This is a genomic window from Cryobacterium sp. TMT1-2-2, assembly GCF_004403505.1.
Lineage (GTDB): Bacteria > Actinomycetota > Actinomycetes > Actinomycetales > Microbacteriaceae > Cryobacterium > Cryobacterium flavum.
Genome location: NZ_SOGS01000026.1, coordinates 231063 through 247883, shown reverse-complemented (window position 1 = coordinate 247883; position 16821 = coordinate 231063). Strand labels below are relative to the sequence as shown.

Annotated in this window: 14 protein-coding genes and 1 riboswitch; of the genes, 6 read left to right on the top strand and 8 right to left on the bottom strand. The window is 66.0% G+C overall.

What is annotated here, in order from left to right; genetic code table 11:
• Window position 1: 1 nt before the first annotated feature.
• The 4 genes from gcvP to E3T35_RS17700 form a co-directional block, all read right to left on the bottom strand.
• Window positions 2-2902, bottom strand: coding sequence for an aminomethyl-transferring glycine dehydrogenase (gene gcvP / locus E3T35_RS17715; RefSeq protein ID WP_134380376.1), 2901 nt, complete (start codon window positions 2900-2902; stop codon window positions 2-4).
• A 6-nt stretch (window positions 2903-2908) separates the two neighbouring features.
• Complete coding sequence (gcvH, locus tag E3T35_RS17710) at window positions 2909-3280, bottom strand: glycine cleavage system protein GcvH (RefSeq protein ID WP_134380374.1); 372 nt, start codon at window positions 3278-3280, stop codon at window positions 2909-2911.
• Window positions 3281-3334: 54 nt separating this feature from the next.
• Window positions 3335-4483, bottom strand: a complete 1149-nt coding sequence (gene gcvT, locus E3T35_RS17705) for a glycine cleavage system aminomethyltransferase GcvT (protein WP_092340727.1) — start codon at window positions 4481-4483, stop codon at window positions 3335-3337.
• 170 nt (window positions 4484-4653) lie between these two features.
• Window positions 4654-4749: riboswitch (glycine riboswitch) on the bottom strand.
• Window positions 4750-4780: 31 nt separating this feature from the next.
• Complete coding sequence (locus E3T35_RS17700) at window positions 4781-5407, bottom strand: DNA-3-methyladenine glycosylase I (RefSeq protein ID WP_134380371.1); 627 nt, start codon at window positions 5405-5407, stop codon at window positions 4781-4783.
• Between the two features lie 77 nt (window positions 5408-5484).
• On the opposite strand from E3T35_RS17700, the gene E3T35_RS17695 reads away from it, so the two are divergent.
• Together E3T35_RS17695 and E3T35_RS17690 are read left to right on the top strand one after the other, a co-directional pair.
• On the top strand, window positions 5485-6456 hold the full coding sequence (locus E3T35_RS17695; RefSeq protein WP_370449353.1) for an ABC transporter ATP-binding protein: 972 nt from the start codon (window positions 5485-5487) through the stop codon (window positions 6454-6456).
• Window positions 6453-7286 (top strand): ABC transporter permease subunit, encoded by an 834-nt coding sequence (locus E3T35_RS17690; protein WP_134380368.1) that lies wholly within the window; start codon window positions 6453-6455, stop codon window positions 7284-7286. Before E3T35_RS17695 ends, E3T35_RS17690 begins: the two co-directional genes overlap by 4 nt.
• A 72-nt stretch (window positions 7287-7358) precedes the next feature.
• Here the strand turns inward: E3T35_RS17690 and E3T35_RS17685 are convergent, their stop codons facing one another.
• Window positions 7359-7961 (bottom strand): LON peptidase substrate-binding domain-containing protein, encoded by a 603-nt coding sequence (locus E3T35_RS17685; protein ID WP_134380365.1) that lies wholly within the window; start codon window positions 7959-7961, stop codon window positions 7359-7361.
• A gap of 191 nt (window positions 7962-8152) precedes the next feature.
• On the opposite strand from E3T35_RS17685, the gene E3T35_RS17680 reads away from it, so the two are divergent.
• Window positions 8153-8515, top strand: coding sequence for a LysR family transcriptional regulator (locus E3T35_RS17680; RefSeq protein ID WP_134380362.1), 363 nt, complete (start codon window positions 8153-8155; stop codon window positions 8513-8515).
• 98 nt (window positions 8516-8613) lie between these two features.
• Here E3T35_RS17680 and E3T35_RS17675 read toward each other — a convergent pair whose 3' ends face one another.
• Complete coding sequence (locus tag E3T35_RS17675; protein WP_241988901.1) at window positions 8614-9432, bottom strand: bacteriorhodopsin-like; 819 nt, start codon at window positions 9430-9432, stop codon at window positions 8614-8616.
• Window positions 9433-9666: 234 nt separating this feature from the next.
• Between E3T35_RS17675 and E3T35_RS17670 the strand changes: the two genes are divergently transcribed.
• Both E3T35_RS17670 and E3T35_RS17665 read left to right on the top strand, forming a co-directional pair.
• Window positions 9667-10875, top strand: a complete 1209-nt coding sequence (locus E3T35_RS17670) for a lycopene cyclase family protein (RefSeq protein ID WP_134380356.1) — start codon at window positions 9667-9669, stop codon at window positions 10873-10875.
• Complete coding sequence (locus E3T35_RS17665) at window positions 10872-11813, top strand: Brp/Blh family beta-carotene 15,15'-dioxygenase (protein ID WP_134380353.1); 942 nt, start codon at window positions 10872-10874, stop codon at window positions 11811-11813. The genes E3T35_RS17670 and E3T35_RS17665 overlap by 4 nt, the downstream gene beginning before the upstream one ends.
• A gap of 18 nt (window positions 11814-11831) precedes the next feature.
• Here E3T35_RS17665 and E3T35_RS17660 read toward each other — a convergent pair whose 3' ends face one another.
• Window positions 11832-13496, bottom strand: coding sequence for an ABC-F family ATP-binding cassette domain-containing protein (locus tag E3T35_RS17660; RefSeq protein ID WP_134380350.1), 1665 nt, complete (start codon window positions 13494-13496; stop codon window positions 11832-11834).
• Between the two features lie 204 nt (window positions 13497-13700).
• Here E3T35_RS17660 and E3T35_RS17655 point away from each other — a divergent pair, with 204 nt between their 5' ends.
• Complete coding sequence (locus tag E3T35_RS17655) at window positions 13701-14978, top strand: MFS transporter (protein WP_166790003.1); 1278 nt, start codon at window positions 13701-13703, stop codon at window positions 14976-14978.
• Here the strand turns inward: E3T35_RS17655 and E3T35_RS17650 are convergent.
• Window positions 14965-16821, bottom strand: a complete 1857-nt coding sequence (locus E3T35_RS17650) for a sigma-54-dependent Fis family transcriptional regulator (RefSeq protein ID WP_134346304.1) — start codon at window positions 16819-16821, stop codon at window positions 14965-14967. The two genes, E3T35_RS17655 and E3T35_RS17650, sit on opposite strands and share 14 nt — an antisense overlap.

The window sequence follows — 16821 nt, the reverse complement described above, 5'->3', positions numbered from 1 at the left end:
CCTACTCGAAGGCCTCGGGCGGCGGGCAGGCGCAGACCAGGTTGCGGTCCCCGTAGGCGTTGTCGATGCGGCGCACCGGCGACCAGTACTTGTTCCGCACCAGGGACGCGAGCGGGTAGACAGCGGTGGCCCGGTCATACGGATGCTCCCACTCCCCCTCGATCACGGACTGAGCGGTGTGCGGGGCGTTGTGCAGCGGATTGTCGTCGGCGGGCCAGCGGCCGGCGGCGACGGCATCCGCTTCGGCCTTGATCGCGATCATGGCGTCGATGAAGCGGTCAATCTCGCCGAGGTCTTCACTCTCGGTGGGTTCGACCATGAGCGTGCCGGCCACCGGAAAGCTCATGGTCGGCGAGTGGAAGCCGTAGTCGATGAGGCGTTTGGCCACGTCGTCGACGCTCACGCCGGTGGCCGCGGTGAGCGGCCGCAGGTCGAGAATGCACTCGTGCGCGACCAGGCCGTTTTCGCCCGAGTAGAGCAGCGGGTAGCTGTTCTCCAGGCGCTTGGCGACGTAGTTGGCGGCCAGCACGGCGGCGGCGGTGGCCTGTTTGAGGCCGTCGATTCCCATCATGCGCACGTAGGCCCAGGAGATGGGCAGAATGCTCGGGCTGCCGTAGGGCGCCGCCGAGACCGGCCCACCGCCGTGCACGACGGTGGCGGTGGCTCCAGCAGCACCGAGCAGGTAGTGCTCGTCGCTCTGGGCGAGCGGATGTCCCGGCAGGAACGCCGCGAGGTGCGCCTTGGCCGCGACCGGTCCGACACCGGGACCGCCGCCACCGTGCGGAATGCAGAACGTCTTGTGCAGGTTCAGGTGCGAGACGTCGCCGCCGAAATCGCCGTAGCGGGCGAAACCAAGCAGCGCATTGAGGTTGGCGCCGTCGACGTAGACCTGGCCGCCGGCGTCGTGCACTGCCTTGCAGATCGTCGCGACCTCGTGCTCGTAGACCCCGTGGGTCGACGGATAGGTGATCATGAGGGCAGCAAGGTTCTCGGCGTGCTCGGCGATCTTGGCGTGGAGGTCGTCGAGGTCGACGTTGCCGAGGTCGTCGCAGGCCACGACCACAACGCGCATGCCGGCCAGTGCAGCGGATGCCGCGTTGGTGCCGTGTGCGCTCGACGGGATCAGGCAGACCGTGCGACCGGTTTCACCGTTCGACTGGTGGAACCCGCGAATGGCGAGCAGGCCGGCCAGTTCGCCCTGGCTGCCGGCGTTCGGCTGCAGCGATACGGAGTCGTAGCCGGTGACATCGGTGAGCCAGGTTTCGAGTTGGCGCACGAGGTGAAGGTAACCCTCGACATCCGCTTTGGGAGCGAACGGGTGGATTCCGGCGAATTCGGGCCAGCTGACGGCTTCCATCTCGCTCGCCGCGTTGAGCTTCATGGTGCAGGATCCGAGCGGGATCATGCCGCGGTCGAGCGCGTAGTCGTAGTCGGCGAGGCGCTTGAGGTAGCGCATCATGCTGGTTTCCGACCGGTGCGTGTTGAACACCGGGTGGGTGAGAAAATCGCTCGTCCGATCAAGCTCCGCTGGCAGCCCGTGCTGCACGGCGTCGAAGTCCACGTGGCCGAACGCCGAGCGGCCACCGAACGCGCCGACGACATAAGACAGGTCGGCGAGAGTGGTGGTCTCGTCGACCGACACGCTGATCGTGTTCTCATCGACCTGGCGCAGGTTGTAGCCACTGGCGGCGGCTTTCGCGACGACCTCGGCGGCGCCGGCCGGCACGTTGACCTGGATGGTGTCGAAGAAGGCGTCGGTTAGTACGTCGACGTCGATGGCGCGCAGGGCGGCAACGAGGGCGCCGGCCCGCTCGTGCACCCGGGTGGCGATCGCTTTCAGGCCCTGGGGTCCGTGGTAGACCGCGTACATGCCGGCCATGACGGCGAGCAGCACCTGGGCGGTGCAGATGTTGGAGGTGGCCTTGTCGCGGCGAATGTGCTGTTCGCGCACCTGCAGGGCGAGGCGGTAGGCCGGGTGGCCGGCTGCGTCGACGCTCACCCCGACCAGGCGGCCAGGCAGTTGGCGTTCGAGTCCCTTGCGAACAGCCATGTAGCCGGCGTGCGGTCCGCCGAAGCCCATCGGCACGCCGAAACGCTGGCTGGTGCCGACGGCCACATCGGCGCCGAGGTCGCCGGGCGATTTCAGCAGGGTGAGAGCGAGCAGGTCCGCGGCCACAACGGCGAGCGCCTTATGTTCGTGGGCGAGGGCGATGACGGTGGATGGGTTCCAGACGCGACCGGAGGCCGCCGGGTACTGCACGAAGACACCGAAGTAGTCGCCGAGGTCCTCGGCGGTGGTCCGCTCTGTCAGTGCGACCTGAGCGAGTTCGATGCCGAGGGTGGCGGCGCGATTGACGAGCAGCGCGTGGGTCTGGGGAAAGGCATCCGTGTCGACGATAAATCGACGCGACCCGGATTTGGAGGCGCGCAGAGCGAGGAGCATGCCCTCGACGACCGCGGTGGACTCGTCGAGCATCGACGCATTGGCCGTGGTCAGCCCGGTGAGATCGGCGATCATGGTCTGAAAGTTGATGAGCGCTTCGAGCCGGCCCTGCGAGATCTCGGGCTGATAGGGCGTGTAGGCGGTGTACCAGCTGGGGTTCTCGAACACGTTGCGCTTGATCACGGCGGGCGTGAACGTGTCGTAATAGCCCTGGCCGATCATGGAGCGCTTGACCGTGTTGCGGCCGGCGAGGGCGCGCAGTTCGGCAACGGCCTCGTTCTCGGTCGCGGCGGGCGGCAGGGTGCTGTCGCCGTCCTGGCGGAACAGGTCGGCGTGGATCGACGCCGGCATGGCCGCGGAGACGAGGTCGTCGACCGAGGCGTAGCCGAGCGTGGCGAGCATGTGGGACTGGGCGTCAACATCCGTTCCGATGTGACGCTGCGCGAAAGCGTGGCTCATCTCTGATTACTCTCCGATCAGGGCTGAATACTCGGCAAAGGTGAGCAGGGTGGGAAGGGTCTCGAACTCCACCCTGATCAGCCAGCCCTCGCCGAACGGGTCGCTGTTGACGAGCTCGGGGCTATCCACCACGGCGTCGTTGGTGGCCGTGACGGTGCCGTTCACCGGTGCGAAGAGTTCCCCGACCGACTTGGTCGACTCGATCTCGCCGACGACCGTGCCGCCGGCGACGGTGCTGCCCACGTCGGGCAGTTCAACGAAGACGACGTCGCCGAGCTTCTCCGCGGCGTAGGCGGTGATGCCGACGGTCGCGACGTTTCCCTCGACCAGAACCCACTCGTGCTCGGCGGTGTACTGCAATTTCGATGTGTCTGTCATGGTGTTGCCTTTCGCAGGTTGCACGGATTTCAGAATTGGTTCAACAGGGAAGAGTTATTTGACGCGCTTATAGAAGGGAAGCGAGGTGACGGTTGCTGGGAGGCGGGTACCGCGCACGTCGACGTACACCTCGGTGCCGAGGCGGGCCAGGTCGGGGGTGACGTAGGCCATGGCGATCGGGTAGCCAAGTGTCGGCGAGAGCGCGCCGCTCGTGATGACGCCGTCGCTGTGCGCTGCATCGAGGCTGCGGAAGATCTCGTAGTCGGCGCGACCGGCGCGCTTGCCGGCGGCGATCAGGCCCACCAAAACGGATGCCCCACCCTCCGGCCCCGCAACGCTCGCGGCCCGGCCGACGAAATCGTTCTCTTTGTTCAGGTTGACGACGCGGCCGAGGCCGGCCTGGGCCGGGAAGGTCGTGAGCGTCAGCTCGTGACCGTACAGCGGCATGCCGGCCTCCAGCCGGAGGGTGTCGCGGCTGGCGAGCCCGGCCGGAACGAGTCCCTGGTCGGCGCCCGCTACGACCAGTGCGTCCCACAGTTCGCGGGCGTGCTCGGCAGCGAGGTAGAGCTCGAAGCCGTCTTCACCGGTGTAACCGGTGCGGGCGACCAGCAGGGGGTGGCCGCGGAAGAAGGCATCCGTGATGCGGTAATACTTCATGAAGTGCAGGTCGGTGCCCAGGTCGGTGACGCCCACGGTCGCGTCCAGAATGGCGAGGGCGTTCGGGCCCTGCACAGCGATGAGCGCGTAGTCATCGCTCTGGTCGACCACGGCGACGTCGAAGTCTGTGGCTCGCTCCGCGAGCGCCTCGAAGGCGGCGAACCGGTTGCCGGCGTTGGCTACGACCAAAAACTTGGTGTCGCCCAGACGATAGACGACCAGGTCGTCGATGATGCCGCCATTCTCGGCCAGGAGCAGACTGTATTTGGCCTGCCAGAGTTCGATCATCGAAAGCTTGCCCGCCAGCGCGTAGTCGAGGTAGGCGGCGGCATCCGGTCCTTCGATCAGAATCTCGGCCATGTGCGACAGGTCGAACAGGCCGGCCGCGGTGCGCACAGCGTGGTGCTCGGCAAGGTCGCTCGAGTAGCGCACCGGCATCTGCCAGCCGGCGAAGTCGGTGAAGCTGGCGCCGGCATCGACGTGCGCCTGGTGCAGGGGCGAGAACCGCTCGATCGGTGCGGGGGTGCTGGAATCGGCCGAGGTCATGAGTTCTCCGGGTGACAGGGCCGAGAGCCGGCCGCGGCGGTGTTCGCGACTCGATTGAGCCGCGTGGGAACTCCCCCTCTGTCGCTCGTGCCTGAGAGCTTCACCAGCGCGGACGCTGACTTTCACCGTGGGCGAGACCGGTAAGCGCCCGGTCTTCTTTTCAGAGTGGCCAGTTCGATGCGGTACGAGTACCTGAGAGATTGTCGGGGAGGATTGCTCCTTCGGTGTTCGTACGCGCTCGCGCCGAACTCTCCCGCATCGACCATTCGGCCCGATATTCAGTTGGTAGCGCCCAGCCTAGCCCCACACCCCGCTGCTGCCGCGACGGTGGCTGCCCTGCAGGTGGGTATCGATCATGCCGATCGCCTCCATCAGCGCAAACATGGTGGTCGGTCCGACGAAGACGAAGCCGACCTTCTTCAGGGCCTTCGACAGGGCAGCGGATGCCGCGGAGCGAGTCGGTACGTCGGCCTGCGTTGCCGGCTCGGGGATTTCGTCGGGTTGGAACGACCAGACGAAGTCGACCAGACCGCCCTGCTCACGGAGGGCGATGGTGGCCTGGGCGTTGGTGATGGTGGCGCGAATCTTCAGGCGGTTGCGCACGATCTTCTCGTCGTTCAGCAGCCGGGCCACGTCGTCGTCGTCGAAGGCGGCGATGCGATCGGGGTCGAAGTCGGCGAAGGCCGCGCGAAACCCGGGGCGCTTGCGCAGAATGATGGCCCAGGACAGCCCAGACTGGAACGCCTCAAGGCTGATGCGCTCGAACAGGGCGTGTTCGCTGCGTACCGGAACGCCCCACTCCGTGTCGTAGTAGTCGCGCAGCATCGGGTCGACCGCGGCCCAGGCCGGGCGTCTGAGGCCGTCGGGGCCGATGATCGCGCCGGAAGCGGACGGTGGGGCATCCGCTGGTGAAGTTTCTATCATCTAAACCATTAGACACTGCCCGCCTCACGGTCGAGGACTAAATTCGCAGCGAGAGCCAAGGAGTCTTCGTGAGCCACATTGCACTCGGTCGGTCCACGCACGTTCGCGATGGAGTCACCCCACCGGGCGCCGCAATCGACGTGGTCGACCTCGTCAAGCACTTCGGCCACAATCGGGCGCTAAACGGGGTGACCTTTCAGGTGCCGCGCGGCACGGTGTTCGGGGTGATCGGGCCCAACGGGGCCGGCAAGACCACGATCATGCGGGCGCTCCTCGACATTATTCGGCCGACGTCGGGGCAGGCGACCGTGCTCGGTACCCGCTCGCGCAATGCGGGGCCGGAACTGCGGCGCCGCATCGGGTATCTGCCGGGCGAGCTGATTCTGGAGGGGCGCACGAGCGGGCGCCGCCTGCTGGCGCACTACGCCGATATCTCGGGGCCAGTTGCCGCCGGTCACGTGCAGGAGCTGGCCGAACGGCTTCGGCTTGACCTGGACCGCCCGGTACGAAAGCTGTCGAAGGGCAACAAGCAGAAGCTCGGCATCGTGCAGGCGTTCATGCACCAGCCCGAGCTGCTCGTGCTCGACGAACCCACGAGCGGCCTCGACCCGCTGATGCAGCAGGAATTCCTTCGGCTGGTGCGCGAAGCCCGTGACCGCGGCCAGACCGTCTTTCTCTCCTCGCACGTGATCAGTGAAATTCAGCAGGCGGCCGACGAGGTCGCCATTCTGCGGGGCGGCAGCATCGTCACGATCAACAGTGTGGAGGAGTTGCGAGCCACGGCCATCCGCCACCTGCGCCTGGTCGCTGGCGGCATTCGCCCCACCGATTTGGCTGCCGTACTCGGCGGTTTGGACGGCGTCACCACGCTCGATTGCACCCTCACGCCAACCGGGGACGCCGAAGCCGTCGCCACCCTGAGCGGTGAGATCGCGCCGTTCGTGCAGGCGATCTCCACCCTGTACCTGCGGGACCTCGTACTCGAGGCACCCGATCTGGAGGAATCCGTGTTGAAGCTCTACTCAGCGCCTGCTGCGGTGGCGAAATGAGCATCGTGCAGGACCGCCCGCTGAACGTGCGCCGGGCGCCGCTGCCGCTGTTCGGCAAGGTGTTCACCGATTCGTGGCGTGGCCTGCTGGGCTGGGGTGCGGGCTTGGCTGCGGCCGCTTTTCTGTATCTTCCGCTCTACCCGAGCATGAGCGGTGCCTCCGGCATGCAGGCCCTCATCGACCAGCTGCCGCCGGAACTGGTGAAAACGCTCAACTATGACCAGATCGGCACCGGCGCCGGTTATACCCAGGCGACCCTGTTTGGGCTGATCGGGTTTCTGCTCCTGAGCATTGCGGCGACCAGCTGGGGCGCGGGCGCTCTCGGCGGCGACGAGGAATCCGGGCGGCTCGAGCTCACCCTCGCGCACGGGGTCACCCGGGTACGGGTAGCCGTGGCCCGGTTCTGCGCCATCGCGGTAAAGATCCTCGCGCTCTCCGCGCTGCTGTTCCTGGTCGTGCTGCTGCTCAACGATTCGTCGAAACTGCAGATTGAAGTGGGAAACCTGCTCGGCATGTGCCTATTGTTCGGCGGGGTGAATCTGCTGACGGCATCCGCCGCGCTGCTCGGCGGAGCGCTGACCGGGCGACGCATCGGCGGCATCGCTGCCGGTGCCGCTGTGGCCGTGCTCGGCTACGTATTCAACGCCCTCGGCAGCCAGAGCGCGAGCCTGGAATGGCTGCACAACCTGAGCCCGTACTACTGGGCGTTCGGCACCAGCCCGCTCAGTACGGGCGCGAGCGTCACGACGATTGTCGTGTTCTACGCGATCTCGCTCGTGCTGGCCGCTTCCGCCGCGCTAGCGCTGCGCCAGCGCGACATCGGCGTCTAGGTTCGCCGCCGAGGTGTGAGTTCGGGGCAAATTCCTCGACTTTTCGGCGCGAAACTCACACCTCGGTGACCGTCACCAGGCCAGGGATTCGGCCGCAGCCTCGGTCAGCTCGATGATGTTGTCGAGCAGGCTGGCCATGCTGTCAGAGCGCAGCAGAGCGATCTGGTCGAGCGGTCCCACCGGGGCGATCGCGGCGAGCTGCCAGGCGGCCGCGGTCGGATCGTGCGAGAGCTCCACCTCGGGCGACCACTCCTGGTCGGCGAATTCGCTCGCCAGCGAAAGGGTTCGGCGCACGAGTTGCTCCGCCTGTTCCCGCCGCGGCAACAAGGCATCGTCCCATTCCAGGTCGGGCAGCTCACGCACCGTGGCAAGCGGATGCGGGTCCTCCGGCATCCACTCGGTCACCTCGATTCGGCGCTCGCCCTGCACGACCAAGCCGAGGTACCCCTCCGGCGCCTCCAGCTGGGTGACGCGGGCTACGGTACCGATGCTGAAGCGACGTTCGCCGCCACCAACCTCCTGGCCGCGCTCGATCAGCACGATGCCGAACTCAGCCGGCGGGGAATCGAGCACGCGCGCGAGCATGACGAGGTAGCGTTCCTCGAACACCCGCAGTTGCAACGGCATATAAGGGAACAGCACGGATCCCAAGGGGAACATCGGCAGGGTCGTCATGCTCCCAGCGAACCACGTTGACGGCGCCGCGCCTAGCCCCCGGCCCGTGTTCGCGGTTACGAATCGCCGGATGCTGGCATCCGTGATTCCACCGGGTGCGGACATCCGTGGGGCAGCGGTGGGTTCGGCCGGTTTCGGCGCGTAGCCTAGAAGGGCTGCGCGCAACCCGCGCAACCGACGAGAGGCTTCACGTGGACATCACCCTGCTGGCACATGTCGTGGCGGCCGCTGAGGCGCCCGATTTCGCCCGCGCCGCGCAGACACTCGGTGTCTCCCGCGACACCCTCAGCGCCTCGGTGAAGCGGGTCGAGGCCGAACTCGGCTATGCCCTGTTCGACCGTGCCGCCGAGAGCACGACCCTCACCGAGATCGGGGTCGCCTTTCTGGACGACGCGCGGCTCGAGCTGGCGCAAGCTGCCGGTCGAGGCCCGCAGGCTGGCGGCGGTTCAGGTGGTTCAGGTGGCGGCGGCAAAGCCAAGGCCAACAAGGGCAAGGGCCGCGCCCCCGCGGTGAAGGGACAGCCGAAGCTCGGCAAGAAGCGCCAGTCGCGCTGATCAGAGACGATCGTTTGGCGATGCACGTGGCGCCCAAAAGGGGCCTGCAGGACCGATTACCGGTCTAGCAGGCCCCGTTCGTATCGAAGGGTTCGCGGCTATTTCCGCCGATTCTGAACGATAGGCTGCTTGAGGCTCGTCGCCTCCTCCAGAGTCAGTTCGACCTCGGCAAAGGCTTGGTCATCTGAGAAGGACTTCATCCGCGCGATCCGGAAGATGATCAGGCCGTAGATGCACTTGGCCAGGATATCTGCTACGGAGTAGCCGATCTGGAGGCCGACCCATGCGTCGGACCCGTCGATACCAAGTCCGGGCAGCAGGTAGGCAATCGGGTAGACGCCCCACGTTGCCAGCAAGAGCAGTCGCAGCAGGCTGATGGTCTTACGCACCGTGGCGGGTTGGCGGTCGAGCGACTTGGTCAGTTCAACGAAGAGCACGTAGAGGATATACGCGAAGGGAAGCGAAGAGAGCAGACCGAAGATGCCGCGGGTGAGGTTGTCCGACGCCATTTCGCCGGGGTAGCCGAGAGCGATCATAAGGGCAGCAGCAGGAATGAGTCGCGTGAGCAGGCTGCTCTGCACCTTGCGGGCCAGGGCCAGAACGGCCACGAGTTCAAGAAGAAGCAAGGGAACCGTCAGCAGCCAGTCGACGTAGCGGTATCCCTCGTTGAATGACGCTCCGGCGACCTGAACATAATCACCGCGGCCGCCGACGGCCTCGGTCACGAATGCTTCGGTGAAGGAATTGAAGATGCGGAAGTAGTGATATGCCGCGATACCACAAACGATCGCCGCGACAGTCAGTGCCTGACGGTATCGCGGCAATACGCGCGGCAGGCTGATGACCAGAAAGATGGAGGTGAAAAGCTGCGAGGCAATCACGAGGGAGAAGATGTTGTAGATGGTGTCGTACTGCACTTGGGTTAGTGAATCAGGTATCAAAATGGCCTCTGATGCTCGAGAATCGCTGATTGTAACGGAGATAAAGCACCTAATTAGGTAACCTAGCTAGGTATATTAGGAAACCTACTCCAAATCCTCCTCCATAGGTAGTAGCTATTCATCCGTAGATTTCTTCAGCTGTCGCAGCCGACTCGATCGTGCAACAGTTTCACCCCACCTCAGCATGTGGTTAAGAGAAATAGAGCACAAATGAACTCTGTCGAAGACGCTGACGTTGTGGTGCTCGGTGCGGGACTGGCGGGGCTCAGCTTGGCGGCCCGGCTGGCGCGCGCGCCATCCGGCCCGCGCGTGGTCGTCGTCGAACCGCGCACCGCGTACCAGGATGACCGCAGCTGGTGCTTTTGGCAGCCAGAACAACATGAACTCTCGCACCTGGTTTCACATCGCTGGACGACGTGGAGCTTTTCTGATGCCGCAGGTAGCGCGGTTCGGCACCAGGTTCCGGAATTGTTCTACCAGTACATTCGTGGCATCGACTTCTATGCCAGCGCGCAGGCCGACATCGCTCAGTCGCCGCGTGTAGACCTGCGTCTCGGCGTGCGCGCCGAAATGGTAAGTGCCGTGCCGGACGGTGTGCGGGTCGAAACCAGCGCCGGCACGCTGCTGGCCCGTCAGGTGATCGATACGCGACCACGGCCCGCTGCGGCGATGCTTTATCAGAGTTTTGTGGGCGTTGAATTCGAGTGTGGCGGGCAGCATCCGTTCGACCCGACCGAGGTGACGTTGATGGGGTCGCTTGCCACCGACGAGCAAGGCCTGAGCTTCGTGTACGCGCTGCCATTGGGTCCGAACCGGGCCATCGTGGAGTGGACCCGCTTCGGCACAGCGCCGATCAAACGGGAACTTCTGGCCGGTGAGTTGGACCACGTTTTATCGGGCTTGGGTCTAAATGACGTTCGTCGGGCGCGCACCGAGGGTGGGGTACTGGCCATGGGACTGGGCCGCCAGACCGTGCCGGAGATACCCGGGGTGGTGCTTGCCGGCAATGCGGGCGGCGCTTTGCGAGCCGCCTCAGGCTATGGATTCTTGCGTATTCAACGGTGGGCGCAAATGTGCACGGATCGTCTCCTGGCGGGGCAGGAAGCGGTGGGGCATCCCGAAGAACCATGGCTACGACGCACCTTCGACCGCATCTTTCTCCAGGCCGTTCGCGCGCACCCGGAACGCACTGCAGAGTATTTTCTCGCTCTGGCCCGCGGTGTGCCGCCGGCTACCCTGGTGCGTTTCCTCAGCGACGGCGCCCGGGCCAGTGACTATGCCAAAATCATATTAAGCCTGCCCTGGAGCCCGTTCATCGCCCAGGTTGCCGCACCCACAGTCTTCACCTCTGCATCGGCTGCACAGGCCATACCGGTCGCCACGCCCACTGCGACCACAGGCTCGGGCGAGACGCAATGATGGAGCAGGTCGCCGCGCCCCGAGTCGGTACCGCCCGCGCAACGGCCCGGCTCCGCCACGTCCCCATCGAAACGATGGTGTTCTCCGGTCTGGCACTGACCACGCTGGCCCTGCTCGCGTTCGGCCTGCCGATGCCCTCACCTATGCTTCAGGTCGTACTTCTCGGCGTGCTCGTCGCCGTGCTGGGTCTGCCGCACGGTGCCCTCGATCCACTGATCGCGCGTCGCGCCGGGCTCTGGCGAACCCCGCTGGGTTTTGCCGCGTTCAACACGGTATACATCGTGATTGTGGTCGGTGTCGTGCTGCTCTGGCTGGTCGCCCCGGTGCTGAGCTTGGTTGCGTTCCTGATCGTGTCGGCGCTGCATTTCGGGTCTGATTGGAACGCTGATCGTGGCGTGTGGCTACGCTTTCTCGCCGGATTCGGGCTGCTGAGCGTACCGGCCTTCTCACATCCGGATCAGGTGGGCGCTGCCTACGTGGTACTTGCCGGTGCTGGCGGCGCGATGGTGTCGGGCGTGCAGGCAGGGCTGGCACCGCTCGCTCTGGCCGGGCTGCTGGTGGCGGCCGTCGCCGCAGTGCGGCATCGGCCGCATGAGAGCGTGGAAATCGTGCTGGCATCGGTGCTCGCATTGGCCTGCGAACCGCTGGTGTTCTTTTTGGTGTATTTCTGTGCTCTGCACAGCTTTCGGCATTTGAGGGCGGGGTTTGCCGAGGAACGTGGCGGCGGGCGACTACCCACCCTGATCGTGGCGGTGTACACCGTGGTGCCAATCCTCGCGGTCGGTGCTTTGCTGTTCGTCATCGGCCCCAGCGGCGATATACCGGAACAGATTCTGCAGGTGCTGTTCATCGGCCTGGCCGGCCTCACAGTACCGCACATGATCGTGGTTACCCACGAAAAACGGCACCAAAAGAAGTTGATGGCCCTGCCCCGGTGAGCTGTCAGGACGTGACCGTCAGACTTCGAGAACCCGGCCCGCGTCGACATTCCAGTGCCGGTCGGTGCGCACGTTGGCCAGCATGCGCCGGTCGTGGGTGACCAGCAGCAGCGTGCCTTCATAGCGCTCGAGCGCCTGTTCCAGTTGCTCAATCGCCGCGAGGTCGAGGTGGTTGGTCGGTTCGTCGAGCACGAGCAGGTTCACACCACGCGCCTGCAGCAGCGCCAGTCCGGCCCGCGTGCGCTCCCCCGGCGACAGGTCGTCGACCGGGCGGTTCACATGGTCGGCTTTCAGGCCGAACTTGGCCAGCAGGGTGCGCACCTCCGCGGGCGAGAGCTCGGGCACAAGAACTTCAAAACTCGCGGCGAGGGGCCGTGTCCCGACCAGAAGCGCCCGGGCCTGGTCAATTTCTCCGATCGCAACGCTGGCACCGAGGAGGGCGCTGCCGGTATCCGCTTGTTGACGGCCGAGCAGGGCGCGCAGCAGGGTGGATTTGCCGGCGCCGTTGGGACCAGTGATGCCGATGCGTTCGCCGCCGTTGACCTGCAAGGAGACGGGGCCGAGCACGAAGTCGCCCTGCCGAAACTCGGCGTTGTTCAGGGTAGCCACGACCGCGCTCGAGCGCGGGGCTGAACCGATGGTGAACTCGAGCTGCCACTCCTTGCGGGGTTCCTCGACCTCGTCGAGGCGCGCGATGCGACTTTCCATCTGGCGCACCTTCTGCGCCTGCTTCTCGCTCGACTCGACGGAGGCTTTGCGCCGGATTTTGTCGTTGTCCGGCGCCTTCTTGATGGCGTTGCGCACGCCCTGGCTCGACCACTCGCGCTGGGTTCTGGCTCGTCCGACGAGGTCGGCCTTCTTGGCGGCGAACTCGTCGTAGTTCTCCCGGTTGTGCCGCCTGGCCGTTTCGCGTTCCTCGAGGTAGGAGTCGTAGCCGCCGCCGAACACCTTGTTCGCGCCCTGCGCGAGGTCGAGTTCGAGCACCCGTGTGACGCAGCGGGCGAGAAATTCGCGGTCGTGACTGACCAGCACGACGCCGCCGCGAAGGCCAGTGACGAAGGCTTCGAGGCGTTCGAGTCCGTCAAGATCGAGGTCGTTGGTGGGCTCGTCGAGCAGCACGATATCGAAACGGGAGAGCAGAAGGGCCGCGAGCCCGACGCGCGCGGCCTGTCCGCCAGAAAGCGCGGTCATCAGGCTGCCTGCGCTGAGGTTCTCGCCGAGGGCGAGACCGAGATCGGCGAGCATGATGGGCAGCCGCTCGTCGAGGTCGGCGGCGCCGCTGGCCAGCCAGCGCCCGAGCGCGGTCGAATAGGTGTCGGCCGGGTCGATTCCGTCAGCGCGCGGCTGCCCGTCTCCGAGAGCGGATGCCGCGGTATCCAGCTCAAGCGTCGCTTCGGCGCAGCCGGTGCGCCGGGCGATGTAGCCGGCGATCGTTTCGCCGAACACACGTTCGTGTTCCTGCGGGAGCGCGCCGACGAAGGCATCCGCTGGGCTGAGCGTGATGGTGCCGGCCTGCGGCTCGCCGAGCCCCGCCAGCAGGTTCAGCAGCGTGGACTTGCCGGCCCCGTTAGCACCGACCACGCCGATGACGTCGCCGGGGGCGACGGTGAGGTCGAGCGATTCAAAGAGGGTGCGGTGCGCGTAGCCGCCGGCCAGGCCCTTGGCCACGAGTGTTCCGGTCATTGCTCCATAGTCTCATTGACCGCAGGTTCCCATTGCCGAATGCGCGAGGCTAGCGGCAGGTGCGCTGCTCACCGGCCGGAATCGCTTATACCCTAGGAGGTATACTGCGATGATGCAAACCGGGCTACGCGGGCTGCTCGATAGAGTGAACCTCAGGTGCACGGCAACGCGGGCCTTCCGATGCCGTACCAGGGGGAGCAGACGATGACACAGGACACGACGCCCGCCGAATCGACGGCACCGCTACCGCTTCCAGTGGGGCACACCGCCCTGCAGAAGCGCGTCGTGCGGGTACTCATCACGGGCCAGATTCTCGGGGGCATCGGAATGGGAGCAACGCTGTCGCTCGGCGCGCTCCTCGCCGCGCAGTTGTCGGGATCGAGCGCCTGGTCGGGTATGGCTGCCACCATGAGCACCCTCGGCGCGGCCATCGTGGCCGTACCACTGGCCCGCCTGGCGCAAGCGCGCGGGCGCCGCGTGTCGCTCGCAACGGGTTCGCTCATTGCGGGAACCGGCGCGATACTCGCCATCCTCTCGGTGTCCATCGACATCTTTCCGCTGCTCCTGCTGGCTCTGATGCTGCTCGGCGCCGGCTCAGCCACCAACCTGCAGGCCCGCTTCGCCGCCACCGACCTCGCGACCTCGCGCTTTCGAGCGCGGGATCTCTCCGTCGTGGTCTGGTCCACGACGATCGGTGCCGTGCTCGGCCCCAACTTGTTCGGACCGGGCGAAGCGCTCGGCGCCGCCCTCGGTCTTCCGGCCATGACGGGCGCGTTCGCGTTTTCCCTCGCGGCCACGGTCGCCGCCGCCTTCGTCTACGCTCTCGGCCTGCGACCCGACCCCCTGCTGACGGCGCTGGCAGCGCGCACGACGAGCGCGGGAATCCGCCGGGCCAGTGGCGGCCTGGCTATTCTGCGGAGCAACGCGGCGGCCCGCTATGCGGTGCTGGTCATTGCCCTCAGTCACGCCACGATGGTGGCCCTGATGTCGATGGCGCCGGTGCACCTGCGTGACCACGGCGCCACCCTCACGATCGTGGGGCTGACCATCAGCCTGCACGTGGCCGGAATGTATGCCCTCTCCCCCGTATTCGGCGCGCTCTCCGACCGGCTCGGTCGCCTGCCGGTCATTCTCGCCGGACAAACCCTGCTGCTCGTGGCCCTCACTGTGGCCTGGCTCAGCGACGGATCGCAGAGCACCATGACCGTAAGCCTCATCTTTCTGGGACTGGGCTGGTCGGCATCCGTTGTGGCGGGTTCGGCGCTCGTGTCGGAGGCCGTCGACATTGAGGATCGCTCCTCGCTGCAGGGATTCTCCGACCTGTCCATGAACGCGGCCGGCGCGCTCGGCGGCGCGATCGCCGGGCCAATCTTGGCGCTGGCCGGGTATTCCACTCTCGGCCTCTTCGCGATGGCGCTCGTCGCCGTCGTGGTGGTCTGGTCGATCAAGCGGATGCGGCCAGCCGCGACTACGAGTCGGTGACCCTGATGCCGAAGCTTTTGAGCTTGCGGTAGAGGGACGACCGGGCGATTCCCAGTGACTCGGCGGCGCGCATCCGGTTGCCGTCGGCTTTGTGCAGAGCGCCGACGATCAGGTCGCGCTCCCCCGCTTCGAGCGCCGACAACAGCCGGGGTGCGCCGCCGTGGCAGTAGGCGGGCAGGTCTTCGGCCTGGATGGCACCTACCGGGCGTGTTCGCAGGGCGGTGTCGAGCGCCTCTTCGAGCTGACGAATGTTGCCCGGCCAGGGATAGCGGGAGATCACCCGCATCGCGCCCGCGCTCACGGTGGCGGGGCGAAGTCCGGCCCGCCGCGCGAGCACCCGGGTGACAATGTCGGGCAGGTCTTCGATGCGATGCCGAAGCGGCGCGACCGTGACGGAAGTCTCAAAATGGTGCAGCAGGGTCGTGTAGGGGCGGGCAGCAGCCAGATCTGCCTGCAGGTCTGGCTGGGACACCGTAGCGGCGATGCCGCCCGAGGCGGCCGTCGCCTCTCGAATGACCAGAAATGCGTCCAGTTCCGCAGCGACCGACTCGCTCAAGCGGTCGAAATTGCGAAAGATGTACAGCGTCGGCCGGGCGTCGCCAGTGGCCAGGTCGGTGTCCATGATCGAGTGCAGGCCGCGCTCGTTGAGCTCGTCAGCGCGGAACACGACTTTACGGCCCAGCGGAACGATCTGGCCGTAGAGTTCGGCGAGCAGCGATACCTTGCCGCCGCCAGCTTCACCCAGAACAAGCAGCGCGGCGCCAGCGGTGATCGCAGTAACTATGCTGCTCGAGGCGCGTTTGCCGAGCAAGGAAGCTACATCGCGGAGGATCGCCGATGACGCGGCAACGCCGCCAGGCGCCGGTTCGGTCACCCGCTGCTCACGCAGCTGCGGCAGCGTGAGCCTGGATGCGGGTACCGGCGCCGGCTCGGACAGGATGTCGACGACGACGACGACGCCGGCAACGTCAGGTCCCACCACGACGCGCTTGCCCCGAATCTGCACGACCTTGCCCGATGAGAGTTCGATCTGGTCGACCGGCTGCCCCGGGGCGATCATCAAGTACCGGGCATGCTCGTGAATGGTCCACTGTTCGTCGGGAGAGAATAGGCTCTGCGCTACGGCGTTGCCCATCACCACGGTTCCACCGATCGCCATGACGGCTCCGCGGGTGCGGGCATCGACTCGCACATATGCCTCGAACAGTGCCTGCTGCCGTTGGCTGCGGTCGACGAGCAGGTTGCGCTCGATCTCACGCGCGGCGGACCGTACCAGGGAATGCATGAGCGGACTGGAATCTTCGCTCAGACAGCTGATGTCAAGCACCCCCTCGACGCGGCCGGTGAGCGGGTCCCGAATGGGGCTGCCGGCGCACGCGAACGGCTGCAGGTGCTCCAGAAAATGTTCAGGTCCCACTATGTACAGCGACTGACCCGACTCGAGCACGGTGCCGATGCCGTTCGTGCCCACGCTGGCCTCGGCATAGTTGAAACCCGGCGCAAGCGACACCTCGTCGAGCAGGGTTCCGATGGTCTTGTCGGTTTCGGAACGACTCAGAATTCTCGCTTTGTAGTCTGTCAGCACGATCGACAGCGGCATCTCTGCCATCTCGTCACTCAGTCGCGCAATGACCGGGGCCGAGCAGCGCATGAGCCGACCGGTGAGATCGAGGTCGCTGTGAAACACCGCGTGCGACGAGGCAGCATCAACGCCGGCCGAGACGGATCGCTGCCAGGAAGCTGCCACCGGGCCGGGAACCGATTGGGTTTCGGCATGGCCGAAGCGCAGAAAATTGGCGCGAGCAGCGGCAATCTTGATTCGCCGATCGGCGACTCTATGCAT

Coding starts and splice junctions, on each gene's coding strand:
- E3T35_RS17670 (WP_134380356.1), top strand. CDS start 9,667: ATGAACTCTGTCGAAGACGCTGACGTTGTGGTGCTCGGTGCGGGACTG.
- E3T35_RS17685 (WP_134380365.1), bottom strand. CDS start 7,961: ATGACGACCCTGCCGATGTTCCCCTTGGGATCCGTGCTGTTCCCTTAT.
- E3T35_RS17655 (WP_166790003.1), top strand. CDS start 13,701: ATGACACAGGACACGACGCCCGCCGAATCGACGGCACCGCTACCGCTT.
- gcvP (WP_134380376.1), bottom strand. CDS start 2,902: ATGAGCCACGCTTTCGCGCAGCGTCACATCGGAACGGATGTTGACGCC.
- E3T35_RS17665 (WP_134380353.1), top strand. CDS start 10,872: ATGATGGAGCAGGTCGCCGCGCCCCGAGTCGGTACCGCCCGCGCAACG.
- gcvT (WP_092340727.1), bottom strand. CDS start 4,483: ATGACCTCGGCCGATTCCAGCACCCCCGCACCGATCGAGCGGTTCTCG.
- gcvH (WP_134380374.1), bottom strand. CDS start 3,280: ATGACAGACACATCGAAATTGCAGTACACCGCCGAGCACGAGTGGGTT.
- E3T35_RS17650 (WP_134346304.1), bottom strand. CDS start 16,821: ATGCATAGAGTCGCCGATCGGCGAATCAAGATTGCCGCTGCTCGCGCC.
- E3T35_RS17690 (WP_134380368.1), top strand. CDS start 6,453: ATGAGCATCGTGCAGGACCGCCCGCTGAACGTGCGCCGGGCGCCGCTG.
- E3T35_RS17660 (WP_134380350.1), bottom strand. CDS start 13,496: ATGACCGGAACACTCGTGGCCAAGGGCCTGGCCGGCGGCTACGCGCAC.
- E3T35_RS17700 (WP_134380371.1), bottom strand. CDS start 5,407: ATGATAGAAACTTCACCAGCGGATGCCCCACCGTCCGCTTCCGGCGCG.